The 15,155-nt window shown below is 55.3% G+C and carries 10 protein-coding genes; 2 read left to right on the plus strand and 8 right to left on the minus strand.

What is annotated here, in order from left to right; genetic code table 11:
• The first annotated feature begins 28 nt into the window (after positions 1 to 28).
• A complete protein-coding gene (locus J1784_RS21915; protein ID WP_217150942.1) occupies positions 29 to 1,150 on the plus strand; it encodes a ribosomal protein uL16 3-hydroxylase in 1,122 nt (373 codons plus the stop codon).
• Positions 1,151 to 1,226: 76 nt separating this feature from the next.
• Here J1784_RS21915 and pepT read toward each other — a convergent pair whose 3' ends face one another.
• The 5 genes from pepT to lolC form a co-directional block, all read right to left on the minus strand.
• Positions 1,227 to 2,462, minus strand: coding sequence for a peptidase T (gene pepT / locus J1784_RS21920; protein WP_217150943.1), 1,236 nt, complete (start codon positions 2,460 to 2,462; stop codon positions 1,227 to 1,229).
• 153 nt (positions 2,463 to 2,615) lie between these two features.
• Entirely contained in the window at positions 2,616 to 3,446 is an 831-nt protein-coding gene (gene cobB / locus J1784_RS21925; RefSeq protein ID WP_217150944.1) for a Sir2 family NAD+-dependent deacetylase, read from the minus strand.
• Positions 3,447 to 3,509: 63 nt separating this feature from the next.
• On the minus strand, positions 3,510 to 4,760 hold the full coding sequence (gene lolE / locus J1784_RS21930; protein ID WP_217150945.1) for a lipoprotein-releasing ABC transporter permease subunit LolE: 1,251 nt from the start codon (positions 4,758 to 4,760) through the stop codon (positions 3,510 to 3,512).
• Complete coding sequence (lolD, locus tag J1784_RS21935) at positions 4,760 to 5,464, minus strand: lipoprotein-releasing ABC transporter ATP-binding protein LolD (protein WP_217150946.1); 705 nt, start codon at positions 5,462 to 5,464, stop codon at positions 4,760 to 4,762. Before lolD ends, lolE begins: the two co-directional genes overlap by 1 nt.
• Complete coding sequence (gene lolC, locus J1784_RS21940; protein ID WP_217150947.1) at positions 5,457 to 6,659, minus strand: lipoprotein-releasing ABC transporter permease subunit LolC; 1,203 nt, start codon at positions 6,657 to 6,659, stop codon at positions 5,457 to 5,459. Before lolC ends, lolD begins: the two co-directional genes overlap by 8 nt.
• 238 nt (positions 6,660 to 6,897) lie before the next feature.
• Between lolC and mfd the strand changes: the two genes are divergently transcribed.
• Positions 6,898 to 10,341: a transcription-repair coupling factor gene (gene mfd / locus J1784_RS21945; RefSeq protein ID WP_217150948.1), complete on the plus strand. Its 3,444-nt coding sequence runs from the start codon at positions 6,898 to 6,900 to the stop codon at positions 10,339 to 10,341.
• 73 nt (positions 10,342 to 10,414) lie between these two features.
• Here the strand turns inward: mfd and J1784_RS21950 are convergent, their stop codons facing one another.
• From J1784_RS21950 to J1784_RS21960, 3 genes are read right to left on the minus strand one after another with little or no spacing between them, the layout of a single operon-like run.
• Positions 10,415 to 11,656 carry a cytochrome c gene (locus J1784_RS21950; protein WP_217150949.1) on the minus strand — a complete coding sequence of 414 codons (1,242 nt, stop codon included), beginning with the start codon at positions 11,654 to 11,656 and terminating at the stop codon, positions 10,415 to 10,417.
• Positions 11,656 to 12,204 (minus strand): (2Fe-2S)-binding protein, encoded by a 549-nt coding sequence (locus J1784_RS21955; protein ID WP_217150950.1) that lies wholly within the window; start codon positions 12,202 to 12,204, stop codon positions 11,656 to 11,658. The genes J1784_RS21950 and J1784_RS21955 overlap by 1 nt, the downstream gene beginning before the upstream one ends.
• Positions 12,201 to 14,990, minus strand: a complete 2,790-nt coding sequence (locus J1784_RS21960; RefSeq protein ID WP_217150951.1) for a xanthine dehydrogenase family protein molybdopterin-binding subunit — start codon at positions 14,988 to 14,990, stop codon at positions 12,201 to 12,203. Before J1784_RS21960 ends, J1784_RS21955 begins: the two co-directional genes overlap by 4 nt.
• Positions 14,991 to 15,155: the final 165 nt, after the last annotated feature.

Genomic DNA, 15,155 nt, shown 5'->3' on the forward strand with positions numbered 1-15,155 from the left:
ACCCTCCTTTTAATGCAAGGGAAATACTATGGATTACCAACTCGACCTAGACTGGAATGATTTCCTGCAGCGTTACTGGCAAAAACGTCCTGTCGTGCTAAAACGCGGCTTTAAAAATTTCGTCGATCCTATCTCGCCTGACGAACTGGCAGGACTGGCGATGGAAAATGAGGTGGACAGCCGTCTGGTGAGCAATCACGACGGTAAATGGAACGTCAGCCACGGGCCGTTTGAGAGTTACGATCATCTGGGCGAAACCGGCTGGTCGGTGCTGGTTCAGGCGGTCGATCACTGGCACGAACCTTCTTCTCATCTTATGACGCCTTTCCGCCATATCCCGGACTGGCGCATGGATGACCTGATGATTTCCTTCTCGGTTCCGGGTGGCGGCGTGGGGCCGCATCTGGATCAGTACGACGTCTTTATTATTCAGGGCACCGGCCGCCGTCGCTGGCGTGTGGGTGAAAAAGTCGCCATGAAACAACATTGCCCGCATCCGGATTTGCTGCAAGTTGAACCGTTCGACGCCATTATTGATGAAGAACTGGAACCGGGCGATATCGTTTATATTCCGCCTGGTTTCCCGCACGACGGCTATTCGCTGGAGAATTCCCTCAACTATTCCGTCGGTTTCCGCGCGCCGAACGCCCGCGAAATGGTCAGCGGTTTTGCAGATTATGTGCTTTCGCGCGAACTCGGCAGCCACCGTTACAGCGATCCGGAACTGGTTGAACGTGAACATCCGGCTGAGGTGCAACCGGCTGAGCTGGATAAACTGCGTGGCATGATGCTGGACCTGATCGGAAACCCAACCCACTTCAACAACTGGTTTGGTGAGTTTATTTCCCAGTCGCGCCATGAACTGGATCTGGCCCCGCCGGAACCGCCTTATCAGGCCGGTGAAATTTATGAACTGCTGGAATCTGGCGAAACGCTGGAACGTCTGGGCGGCCTGCGTGTACTGCGCGTCGGCGATACCTGTTACGTCAACGGCGAAGCGATGACCACGAAACATATCGGTGCGGTGGATGCAATTGCCCGTCACAAAACCGTGACCAAAGAAATGCTCGGTGATGCCCTCGACGATCCTTCCTTCCTGGCGCTGCTGTCTGCGCTGGTTAACAGCGGTTACTGGTACTTTAACGACTGACCGGTCAAACACGTATAAAACAAAAGGGGCGATGTTTTCAGACATCGCCCCTTTTTTATCGCCACCGGAAAACCTGTTAGTGTTTTACAGCCTCTTTGGCTGTCAGTTCCGCAATACGCATAATCACAGAGACCGCTTTTTCCATTCCTTCGAGCGTCACGAATTCGTGTTTACCGTGGAAGTTATAGCCGCCGGTGAAGATATTCGGGCATGGCAGACCGCGGAAAGAAAGCTGCGCGCCGTCGGTACCACCCCGAATTGGCTTCATGATGGGCTCGATATCGCAGTCTTTCATTGCCTGCTGCGCCAGCGCGATAATGTGCGGATGCTGCGCCACTTTGTCGCGCATGTTGTAGTAGTGATCGTCGAGCGTCACTTCGATATAGCAATCGCGATGCAAACCTTTGCCGACCAGATGCGCGATATCAATAATCTTTTGCTTACGGGCCTCGAACTGCGTTTTGTCGAAATCACGGATGATGTAATGCATTTCCGCGCGTTCAACGTTGCCCTTGATGGTGGTCAGATGGTAGAAACCTTCGTAACCTTCTGTATGCTCCGGCGTTTCATCCGCAGGCAGTTCGCTATGAAAACGCGTCGCCAGTGAGAGCGCATTCACCATCACACCTTTGGCACTGCCCGGATGGACGTTGTTGCCGACAATTTTAATCGTGGCAGACGCAGCGTTGAAGTTCTCAAACTCCAGCTCCCCCACACCGCCACCGTCGACAGTGTAAGCCCACTGCGCACCGAATGCAGGAATATCAAAACTCTGCGCACCTTTTCCGATTTCTTCATCCGGCGTAAAAGCGATACGCACCGGCCCGTGCGGAATATTGCTATTTTTCAGCCGCACCATCGCGGTAATGATTTCCGCGATACCGGATTTATCATCAGACCCGAGCAAGGTTTTGCCGTCGGTGGTGATAATCGTATGGCCGAGCAGCTGATGTAACACCGGGAACATCACCGGCGATAAAATTTCGTCGCCGTTACCCAGCGCGATATCGCCGCCGCGATAATTTTCTACAATTTGCGGATTTACGTGTTTGGCGGTGAAGTCCGGCGCGGTATCCAGATGGGAAATGAAACCAATCACCGGGACTTTCCAGGCCACATTGCCCGGCAGGGTCGCCATCACGCAGCCTTTATCGCTGAGGGTGACGTCTGAGAATCCCAGTTCTGTCAGTTCATTGCGTAAAGCCTGCGCCAGTCGGGTTTGCCCTTCTGTGCTGGGCGTATGTCTGACATTGGGTTTAGATTGGGTATCGAAAGAAACATAATGAAGAAAACGATCAAGCAACTTATTCATTTGGGTATCCTCTGGCGGCTGGGTTTTATTATGCGCAGCATGAAAACCGTGAATATTGCGTCAGGTCAGTTTTCGCCAAGTTTAACGAGATATGTCTAAGGGACAGGCGCAATTTTTCGCTTTACGGGCACAAAGCCGAAAAAAAAGCCCGGTCTACGACCAGGCTTCGTCTTTCTTCGTCAGAAACTTATGGACAAATTCCGGCACGACCTGACTCGCAAGACCGTAATGCTTCATATCAAATTCGCTTTCTACCTGGCTTGGCTCAAGATTCAGCTCGACTGCACAGGCACCACCGATGCGCGCTTCGTGAACAAATCCGGCCGCCGGGTAAACATGGCCTGACGTGCCAATCGCTACAAAGAAATCGGCCTTCGCCAGCGCATCGTAAATCTCGTCCATACCAAATGGCATTTCACCAAACCAGACAATGTGCGGGCGCAGCGGCGCGGGGAACTGGCAGCAATGACAGCGGTCATCCACACTCAGGTCGCCCGGCCAGTCCAGCACCTGCCCCGACTGCGTACAACGTACTTTCAGCAATTCACCGTGCATATGAATCACGCGGGAACTCCCGGCGCGCTCATGCAGATTATCGATGTTCTGCGTCACCAGCAGGAAGTTGTCGCCGAGTGCTTCTTCCAGCGTCGCCAGAGCATAATGCGCGGCGTTCGGTTTGAGATCGTCGGCCTGCAGCTGGCGGCGGCGTTCGTTGTAAAAACGCTGTACCAGTTCAGGGTCGCGGCGATAACCTTCCGGCGTCGCCACGTCCTCGACACGGTGTTCTTCCCACAAACCGTCAGCAGCGCGGAACGTGCGGATGCCCGATTCAGCGGAAATCCCGGCACCGGTCAGCACCACGACAAATGGCTTTTTCAGTGAAGCCGCAGCCATTGAGTCACGGTGGAAAATATTCGACCGGAAACGCTGATGGCGAATGCGCTTGTTTTTGCGAAACCGACACAGACGATGACGTGTGCGCATGAAGTGCTCCTTACTCTCTCTGTGTCTGATAAAAACTGGTGTAAAACTGCATATAAAAAGAAATTACTGACCGCCGCTCAGTACACGGGCGGGATCAATACGGCTTGCACGACGTGCCGGATACCAGCTCGCCAGCAGGCTCAGGATCAGGGCAGTGACCAGCACGCCCCCGACATCCAGCCAGTGCACTTCTGATGGCAGAAAGTCGATGAAATAAATATCGCCCGACAGGAACTGATGCCCGGTGAGTTTTTGCAAAAAGTTGACGATGTTGGTCAGCTGGAAAGCCGCAATCACGCCAATCACCACACCCGCCACACTGCCGACCAGTCCCGCCAGTAAACCGTACCAGATGAAGACCGCGCGGATAAGTCCGTCTTTCGCGCCCAATGTGCGCAAAATCGCAATATCGCTGCTTTTATCTTTTACCGCCATCACCAGCGTCGACACAATGTTGAAACAGGCCACGCCGATCACCAGCACCATCGCCATATACATGATGGCACGAACCATCTGGATATCGCGGTACATATAGCCGTATGTGCCGATCCAACTACTAATGTAGACGTAAGCCTGCGTCACTTCACCCGCATCGTGGACTAATTTTTGTGCCGCAAAAACATCATTCACTTTGATATCAATACCGGTCACGCTGGTGCCCATATCCTGATACTGCTGCGCGTCGGCCAGCGGCACCATTCCCAGACTGTGATCAAGCTGTCCGCTGAGCTGCAAAATCCCGGCAACCTGCAAACGGATGCGTTTTGGCTGCAACAGTTTCATTTCAGGGTCACTGTTAGGGATCATCACCGTCACCCAGTCACCCTGTTTCACGCCCACGGCATCGGCGACGCCTTTACCGAGGATCAGCTGTTGCTGACCGGCTTTAAAGTTCTGCCATGCGTTGTTTTGTACAAATTTCGGCGCAGCACTGACACGCGGTTCGCTCTGCGGATCCACACCTTTAAGCTGGATAGCACGCAGTTTGGCGCCGTGTTCGATCAGACCGTTGAACTGGATATAGGGCGCAGCGGCCACAATACCCGGCACTTTTTCCACACGGTCTAAAACGCCCTGCCAATTATTGAACGGCTGATTCACCGGGCGGATTTCGCCATGAGGAACCACCGCCAGCACACGCTCTTTCAGCTCGCGCTCGAACCCGTTCATGGCGCTCAGACCGACGATCAGTACCGCCACACCCAGCGCGATGCCGAGCGTTGAAATCACCGAAATCAGCGACACCATGCCGCTGCGACGGCGGCCACGGCTAAACCGCAGGCCAATCAATAATGAAAACGGAATGCCTGACATTACTTCGCTCCCAGCAACATCGAATCCTGCTGCAGCTTGCCGTCACGCATTTCCAGCTGACGTGTCAGACGGTTGGCCAGTTCCAGCGCATGTGTCACGACCAGAAATGCCGTGCCCTGACGCACATTCAGTTCACCAAGCAGTTCAAAAATACTGTCGGCATTGCGCTGATCAAGGTTACCGGTTGGTTCATCGGCCAGCACCAGCGAAGGATTATTCACCAGCGCACGGGCAATCGCCACACGCTGGCGCTCGCCGCCGGAAAGCTCAGAAGGACGGTGATGGCTGCGATGCTGCAAACCCACTGCTTCGAGCATCGCCATCGCGCGCTCCTGGACTTCAGCAGATTTCTTTTTGCCGATCAGCAGCGGCATCGCCACGTTTTCCAGCGCGGTGAAATCCGGCAACAAATGGTGGAACTGATAAATAAAGCCCAGCTCGCGGTTACGCAGTTCAGACTTGGCTGAAGAAGACATGCTGTTCAGCGACTGGCCTTTGAAAATCACTTCGCCGGACGTAGGAGAATCCAGCCCGCCCAGCAAATGCAGCAAGGTACTTTTACCGGAACCGGACGTCCCGACAATCGCCATCATCTCACCCGGCTGCATGGCGAAGCTTACGTCACGCAGCACGTCGGTGTGCATCTTGCCTTCCTGATAAGTCTTACAGAGGTTTTCACACTGCAATAATAAAGAATTACTCATAACGTAAAGCCTCTGCGGGATGGGTGGCAGCAGCGCGCCAGGAAGGATAAAGCGTAGATAATAAAGCGATTGCCATCGCGACCAGCGCAATGACCACCACCTGAACCGGTTCGATATCGACCGGCAGCGACGCGCCGTCGAGCATCAGCCCGATAGCCGGCATAATGGTATTCAGCTGGGTGGCCAGCACCACGCCGAGCACAGCACCGAGCAACGCGCCGATCACACCGGCACTGGCACCCTGCACCATAAACAGCGCCATAATCTGGCGGCGGCTCAGGCCCTGCGTTTGCAAAATTGCCACTTCAGCTTGCTTCTCCATCACCAGTAATCCCAGTGACGTAATAATGTTAAACGCGGCGACGGCGACGATCAGACTCAGCAGCAGCCCCATCATATTTTTTTCCATGCGCACCGCCTGGAACAACTCGCCGCGACGCTCGCGCCAGTCTTTCCAGCTCGCACCGTCTGGCAGTTTTTGCGTACTCAGGCTGTCAACGTCCAGCGGTTTATCGAGGAACAGACGCCATCCGGTGACATTGCCTTTCGGATACAACATGAGGCGCGAAGCATCCTGAATGTTCACCAGCATCTGGTAACCATCCACTTCGCTGTTGGCGGAAAACGTGCCGATCACGTTAAACAGACGCTGGCTCGGTACGCGTCCGACCGGCGTGAACTGGCTGACGCTGGTCACCATCAGACGCAGCTGGTCACCGCGACGCACTTTGAGCTGCTGCGCGAGTTGATCGCCAAGAATGATGTTGTACTGACCCGGTTGAAGTTCCTGCTGAGCGACCCCAATTAAGTATTTCGCCAGCGGATCATGCTGATTGGGATCCACACCCAGCATCACACCCACAGCAACGCTGCCGGGGCTTTGCAGCACGACATCTCCGGTGGTCAGCGGTACAGCGCGGTTTACGCTTTTCAGCGCAGACACCTGATCGTGGGTGATTTTTTGTGGATCGAGAGATCCGCCCGGTGTGGTGATTAATGCCTGAGGCATCAGACCGAGAATGTTACCTTCCAGATCTTTCTCAAAACCGTTCATCACAGACAATACGGTCACCAGCGCCATCACCCCAAGGGTGATACCAATGGTGGATAACCAGGAGACAAACCGCCCGAAGCGGTCCGAAGCACGCCCGCGCATGTAGCGCAGACCTATAAATAACGCGACAGGTTGATACATAACATCCGTTTTAAGTGCTTGGCCGCAAATAAGTGCGTGGCGCAGACTAAAGTGATCAAGGATAATAAAGGCTAGCACCGCTTTATGGAACCACTAACCCAAAGTAATCGGTTTAACTTTGTGACTCTGTTGACCCTTTTATACAGTCAACGGGTTGACCCCGATGACACCAGCGAAGCAAGATACGGTCTGCAAATTGGCCTCCGACAGCCGCCAAAACGAGAACTCAAAACAGCCTATGTCTCAAGATTATCGTTATTCGTTGCCTGAACGTCCGGGCGACACCCGCCTGTTAGGCCAGCTTACGGGCTCCGCCTGCGCGCTGGAATGCGCCCAAATCAGTGAACGCCACACCGGCCCCGTGCTGCTGATCGCACCTGATATGCAAAACGCCCTGCGCCTGCGCGATGAAATCCAACAGTTCACTGAAAATAAAGTCCTGAGCATTTCGGACTGGGAAACCCTGCCTTACGACAGTTTTTCCCCGCATCAGGAAATCATTTCTTCGCGTCTTTCCAGTTTGTATCAGCTTCCGACTATGGAGCGCGGCATCATCATTCTGCCGGTGAATACGCTGATGCAGCGCGTCTGTCCGCACGAGTTCCTGCACGGTCACGCACTGGTGATGAAAAAAGGCCAGCAGCTTTCCCGCGATAAACTGCGTGCGCAGCTGGAACAGGCCGGTTACCGCAGCGTCGATCAGGTGATGGAACACGGTGAGTTTGCCACCCGTGGCGCCCTGCTCGATTTGTATCCTATGGGCAGCGAAGAACCTTACCGCATTGATTTTTTTGATGATGAAATCGACAGCCTCCGTATTTTTGACGTGGACACCCAACGCACGCTGACCGAAGTGGATCACATCAATCTGCTGCCCGCACATGAATTCCCGACCGATAAAAACGCCATCGAACTGTTCCGCAGCCAGTGGCGCGAGAAGTTCGAAGTGCGCCGTGACGCCGAGCATGTGTATCAGCAGGTCAGCAAAGGCACCTTCCCGGCCGGTATTGAATACTGGCAGCCACTGTTCTTCAGTCAGCCACTGACCACACTTTTCAGCTATCTGCCGGAAAACACGCTGGTGCTGAACACCGGCGACCTTGAAGCTGCCGCCGACCGTTTCTGGCAGGATGCCAGCCAGCGTTACGAGAGCCGCCGCGTCGATCCGATGCGTCCGCTGCTGGAACCGGAAAATCTGTGGCTGCGTGTTGATTCGTTATTTGCCGAGCTTAAAGAGTGGCCGCGCGTGCAGCTGCGCACCGATTCGCTGCCGCAGAAAGCCGCGAATACCAATCTGAGCTACGAAAAGCTGCCTGATTTATCCGTCCAGCCGCAGAATAAAGCGCCGATGGATAACCTGCGTAGGTTCAATGAATCCTTCGCGGGAAGCCTGGTCTTCTCGGTAGAAAGTGAAGGCCGCCGTGAAACGCTTCAGGATTTACTGGCACGCATCAAGCTGATGCCCACGCTGATTACCCGCATAGAAGAAGCCGATACCGCCGGTCGTTACATCATGATCGGCGCGTGCGAGCGCGGTTTTCTGGATGCGGACAAAGAACTGGCGCTGATCTGCGAAAGCGATCTGCTCGGTGAGCGCGTAGCTCGCCGCCGTCAGGACAGCCGCCGGTCGATCAATACCGATACGCTGATCCGCAATCTCGCCGAACTGCGTCCCGGTCAGCCGGTGGTGCACGTCGAGCACGGTGTGGGCCGTTATCTCGGCCTGACCACGCTGGAAACCGGCGGAATTACTGCCGAATACCTGATCCTGACGTACGCCGGTGAAGACAAACTGTATGTGCCGGTGTCATCTCTGCATCTCATCAGCCGCTATGCCGGTGGCGCAGACGAAAGCGCGCCGCTGCATAAACTCGGGGGTGAAGCCTGGTCGAAAGCCCGGCAGAAAGCCGCCGAAAAAGTGCGTGATGTCGCTGCTGAACTGCTCGATATCTACGCCCAGCGCGAAGCCAAAAGCGGTTTCGCCTTTAAGCATGATAAAGAGCAGTATCAGCTGTTCTGCCAGGCCTTCCCGTTTGAAACCACGCCGGATCAGGCGCAGGCGATTAACGCCGTGCTGACCGACATGACGCAACCGCTGGCGATGGATCGTCTGGTGTGTGGCGACGTGGGCTTCGGTAAAACTGAAGTGGCGATGCGCGCGGCATTCCTGGCAGTATCCAACAACAAACAGGTGGCGGTTCTGGTACCCACCACACTGCTGGCGCAACAGCATTTCGATAACTTCCGTGACCGCTTCGCCAGCTGGCCTGTGCGCATCGAAATGATGTCGCGTTTCCGCAGCGCCAAAGAGCAAAACGTGGTGCTGGAAGATGCGGTAGAAGGCAAAGTCGATATTATTATCGGCACGCACAAGCTGCTGCAAAGCGACCTGCGCTGGAAAGATCTCGGGCTGCTGATTGTCGATGAAGAGCACCGTTTCGGCGTGCGTCACAAAGAACGCATTAAGGCGATGCGCGCGGACGTCGACATTCTGACCCTGACCGCGACGCCTATCCCGCGTACGCTGAACATGGCGATGAGCGGCATGCGCGACCTGTCGATTATTGCCACGCCACCGGCGCGTCGTATGGCGGTCAAAACCTTTGTGCGCGAGTACGACAGTCTGGTCGTGCGCGAGGCGATCCTGCGTGAAATTCTGCGCGGCGGGCAAGTTTATTATCTTTATAACGACGTTGAGAATATCGAGAAAGCCTCGCAGCGGCTGGCTGAACTGGTGCCGGAAGCGCGTATCGCTATCGGTCACGGACAGATGCGTGAGCGTGACCTCGAGCGCGTGATGAATGATTTCCACCACCAGCGTTTTAACGTGCTGGTATGTACCACCATAATCGAAACCGGTATTGATATTCCGACGGCGAATACCATTATTATCGAACGCGCCGATCACTTCGGTCTGGCGCAGCTGCACCAGTTACGCGGTCGCGTGGGACGTTCGCACCATCAGGCGTATGCGTATTTGCTGACGCCGCCGCCGAAAGCCATGTCTGTTGATGCGCATAAACGTCTGGAAGCCATCGCTTCGCTGGAAGACCTGGGTGCCGGTTTTGCGCTGGCAACACATGACCTGGAAATCCGTGGCGCGGGTGAACTGCTCGGCGAAGGCCAGAGCGGTCAGATGACCAGCATCGGTTTCTCGCTGTATATGGAACTGCTGGAAAACGCCGTCGAGGCGCTGAAAGAAGGCCGCGAGCCGTCGCTGGAAGATTTAACCACCAGCCAGACGGAAGTCGAAATGCGGATGCCAGCGCTGCTGCCGGAAGATTTCATTCCTGACGTCAATACCCGTCTGTCACTGTATAAACGCATTGCCAGCGCGAAAACCGAAAGTGAGCTGGATGAATTGCGTGTTGAGCTTATCGACCGTTTCGGCACGTTGCCAGACGCCGCGCGCAATCTGTTGCAGATTGCGGTGCTGCGCCTGAAAGCTAAAGAGCTGGGTATCCGGCGTATTGAAGGCAACGAGCGCGGTGGCTTTATCGAATTCGGTGACAAGAACCGTGTCGATCCGGGCTTCCTGATTGGTCTGCTGCAAAAACAGCCACAGGTTTACCGTCTCGATGGCCCGACCAAACTGAAGTTTATGTTGGATCTGACTGACCGGCTTAAACGTCTGAAATTTGTCGGAGATATGCTGAGTGAGTTTACAGAACACCTGATCTGAGTCTGACGAAACAAAAGAAAAAGCCCGGTGAACTTATCATTCACTGGGCCTTTTTATGTCTTCAGATTGACCGTTATGGTTTACGCAACGCCTTCACCTGTTCCGGCGTGATATCCCCCGGCAGACCGCCGAATGTCATACGCAGGTAATTCACCATTTCGGCAATTTGCGCATCATTCAGACGGTCAGCAAAACCCGGCATCGGCTGCATGCTTTCACCGTTCGGGAATTCCTGCGCCGGTAAACCATCGAGCACCGAGATAATCAGGTTACGACCATCCGGCTGGCGCAGCGTGGCGTTGTTTTGCATCGCCACCGCGACATGCGGTTTGCCGGAACCATCGGCCATATGACAACCGGAGCATTGGTCCAGATAAGTGATCCTTCCCAAATCATTACCGCCCTGCCCGATTTTCACCGGCACGGACGCTGGCGGTTTGTCGCCCAGCAAGTAAGTGACGATCGCACGGTGATCGGCTTCGGTCAGATGACGGGTACTGAGATCAACAACCTTATGCATCTCGTCAAAGGCAGATCCCTGTGGCGCAATGCCGCTCGCGAGGAAACGGCTGAGGTCTGCCGGGTTCCAGCCGCGTTGCGCCAGCGCATCCGGAGTGATCGCCGGTGCGGTAATGCGCCCTAACGTGCCGCCTTTCAGGTTGCTGTCCGTGTCCATCTGCCCCAGTTTGCCGCGTGGCGTATGACATTCGCCACAGTGACCCAGCACATCCGCCAGGTACTGACCGCGCTGCCAGTCGGCAGAATTGCCCTGAGAACTGGCAGGCATCGGGTCACTGGTGCGGAACAACAGGTTCCAGCCAATCATCGCCATGCGCTGATTGAACGGGAATGGCATTTCGTTTTCCGGTACCGGCTGATCCACCGCCGGACGCGTCATCAGAAACGCATACATATCGTCAGAATCCTGACGCGTCACACCTTTGTACGAAGTGTAAGGCATCGCCGGATACAGATGACGCCCGCCCGGCGCCACACCCTTGGTCAGCGCCAGATAGAAATCGTCTGACGTCCAGCGGCCAATACCGTCGTCCGCAGATGGCGTCAGGTTGCTGCCGAAGATTTTGCCAAAAGGCGTTTCCAGCGGATAGCCACCCGCCAGTGGCGCGCCGCCGGAAGCGGTATGACACGCGGCGCAGTCGGATGCCTGAACCAGATAACGACCGCGTTCTACCTGCGCCGTATCCGCAGTGACTTTCTGCACCGGCGCATCCAGCGTACGGTTTTCCCGCCACCAGAGCACGGCGATCACGATGATAATCACCACCAGCAGCGCGAGGAAAAGACGTTTTTTCATCACGCATGCTCCCGGATCAGGCCTGGAGTTTTCATCACCACGTCGCGCACCGCTTCGTAATAACGCACGTAGCCGGTACAGCGGCAGATGTGATTTTCCAGCGCACCGTTAATCGCCGCTTCAAGATCGGCCAGCGGGATCGGATGTTTTTGCAGACGCTCAAGCAGCAGCGTGGCGGCATTCACAAAGCCCGGTGTGCAGTAACCGCACTGGAAACTGTAATGTTCCAGAAACGCCTGCTGAACCGGAGAAAGCTGAACTTCGCCTTTATCATCTGTTTTCGCGTGGCCTTCGACGGTACGCACTTTTTTGCCGTTGAAGAAATGGGCGCCGGTGATGCAGGTACGCACTTCTTCGCTGGTGCCGCTTTCGTGGTCAACGATCGCCACGCAGGCGTGACAAATCCCCTGACCACAACCCAGACGGGAACCGGTCAGCGCCACATATTCGTGCAGGAAATCAATCATCATCAGGCCTTCAGGAACCTCCAGCGGGCCATATTGTTGATTGTTGATGGTCAGCGTCATAGGCTGGGTTTTGATGCTCATTGTAAAACCTCACGAATATTTTCAGCACGGACAGGCAAATCACGGAATCGGTGGCCGGTAGCATGGGCGATGGCGTTCACCAGCGCGGCGACGACAGGGATCATCACCACTTCGGCCATGCCTTTCGGCGGATCGGTTTCCGACAGCGCAGGCAGAATGTCGCTGGTCTGTTTCCACACCGCCACATCGCTGGCGCGCGGCAAGTGGTAACGGTTGAAGTTCCACGTTCCGTTACCCGGCCCGTCTTCGTACAACGGTAAATACTCGTGCAATGCGTGGCCGATACCCATCGCCAGCCCGCCCTGCAACTGCCCGGAAACCAGCTCAGGTACGATAAGATTGCCGCACTCCATAATGGAATGGTGCGTCAGGAGTTCGACCTTGCCGGTGGCAATTTCTACCGCGATTTCGGCCAGCGTACCGACCGCACTGTAATAGGTCACAGAAGCGTTGTTACGCTGCGTTGGCGGGTAATACACCGCGTCACGCGCCAGTGTGCGGAATTCATCCGTACCGTTGCGCACCGACATACCATCCACCGGAATGCGCTGACGCACATTGTTGAGGGTGAAATCGGCTTCCGCCCATTGCCAGCGGTTGAATACGTGAACCGCTGCGCCGGTCATGCCTTTCATTTCGTAGACTTTTTTCGCCAGCATTTCGAGGCTGAGAATTTGCATTCCGTTAGCGGTCAGCCCGCCTTCCACCCAGCGGGCATCTTCTTTGCGCACAACGTAAGGAGCAGCCTGTCCGCCGCCAATACCGGTTTGCCAGATAGCCATCGCCGCCGGCCAGATGCCGTTGTCGAAGATCAGGCGTGCCGCTTCACGGGTGCTGTGAGAGAAGTAATAGGCCGAGTTACTGGCGCTGGATGGCGAGCAATAAGAAGGCGACCAGCGCGGATTGGTTTGCAGTTTATCCTGCTCTTCCTGCGACATAATGTACGGATCGCCGCTGGTTTCAACCGGCAGTACCGACCAGTCGGTCACCGAGAAATGTGCCTGTTCTGCCGGTTTGCCCAGCCATTCTGCGCACAGTACGGACTGCGACGTCGACATACCCGTGCCCATTTCTGCGCCACTGTGCCACAGGCTGATTTCGCCTTTTTCACTGATTTCCACACGAGCGAAAGAGGTTTCCGCACCGGTACCGAAGTCTTTCTGCACGCAGCCAAAACCGACGCCATAACGTTTACCCGGATTCAGGCTTTCGTATTCGGCTTTACGTTTCTGTCGTTCAGTCCATAACGGATGAACGGCGGCTTTGTCCAGTACTTCATCGGCACGGATTGCGCCGGCCGGGATCGCACCCTGGGTATTTTTCATGCCTGATTTCAGGACGTTGCGCATGCGAAACGCAATCGGATCCAGCTTCAGTTCAGCGGCCAGTTCATCCATCATCATTTCTGTGGCAGCCATACTTTGCAGCGTGCCGTAACCGCGTGCGGAACCGGCGTCGAGCGCGCGTGAAGCCAGGCCAACGGCGGATAAATCACTTTTCGGGAAATAGTAAATCGACTGTGCCGCCGTCGCGCCAACCATCACCACCGACGGTGTGAAGTTGCTGCGTCCGCCGCCGTCTGCGGTCATTGCTGCGTGGAATGACTGCAACATGCCGGTTTCGCGATTCACGGCAATATCGTAATTCATATCAAACGCATGACGTTTAAGCGCTGACTGGAACTGCTCGAAGCGGTCATTCGCCAGACGCACCGGCGCGCCGTCGCCGTACATCGCCGCGACCGCACCGTAGTACGGGAAGTTGTAGTGATCTTTCGAGCCGTAACCGACGGTGTAGCACGGGTGCATAATCAGCGTTTTCACCGTGCGGTGAGATTTCGCCATCATGCGCGGCATTTCATCCGCCACTTCTTGCGGCGACTGCGTTGGCACCACCATATGCAGCGTTTGCGTCGCAGCGTCGTACCAGCCGTTGGCATTATCTGGCTCAAGTGCGGAGGTATCCACAGATTGGGTGGTGAATTTGCGCGACATCACCAGCCAGTCCTGCGGCGGCGATTTCAGCTCATTCGCCATTTCACCCGCCCAGAACATGCCCTGTTCGTCCAGCTTGCCGCCTTCGCGCCCTTCCGGCCAGACCGGCAGGTGTTTGCGCATACCGACCGGGAAGACCGGCATATCTTTCAGGCTGGAGAATTTATCGTCCTCATAAGCCGTTTCACCCCCGACGCGAACGAAGCGGAATGTTCCCCACGGGTCGCGTTCCAGCGGTCCGGTTTTCTCACCATAGCGCACTACACCGTCTTTGAATTTCAGGGCATTTTTGGCGAAACGGAATTTGGCGAAATCCTGATACACCAGTATCGCCACCGCCTGTCCCAGATAAGCGGGTGTTTTGCCTTCCGGCAGCAGCATGTCTTCGCCATAAAATGCCGGGAAGGCCAGACCGTCGCGCGCCAGCACGTCAGCCGTCACCAGCTGATCAGGCTGAAGATCGTCGCCCAGCAGTGAGAGATCGAGCCCCGCATAAATCTTATCGGCTTCTGTCACGCGAAGGATAAAGGCGTGCGCCTGTTTTTGCGGCCAGTGCGGCATATCTTTAGCGCGGATATCGCGGGCAAAGACTTTCTGCCCCATGACTTTCGCTTTGCCATCAATGCGGAAACGGACGCGTTTGTTTTGCGCATCCCACTGGGGGGATTGCAGAATTTTTTCTTCGAACAGTGCGGCGTAAGCCCGACTGTGCAACGGCGCGAGATAAACGGAGACACCAGCGATCACAGCGCCTTTCACGAAGCGCCGTCTGGACGGGTTGAAATTGCTCATAAATTCCTTTGATTCTTTTATGTCTTCTTATTGTTCAGTACTTTCTAATATTCTGGAAATACTGTTTATCGCGGGCGATTATATGTACGTAAAACCTTATAAGCCATGATGAGAAACACATTTTTAATAACTCATTCACAAATACGCGCAAAAAAGTGGGATCAT

The organism is Rahnella ecdela (genome assembly GCF_019049625.1).
GTDB classification, from domain to species: domain Bacteria; phylum Pseudomonadota; class Gammaproteobacteria; order Enterobacterales; family Enterobacteriaceae; genus Rahnella; species Rahnella ecdela.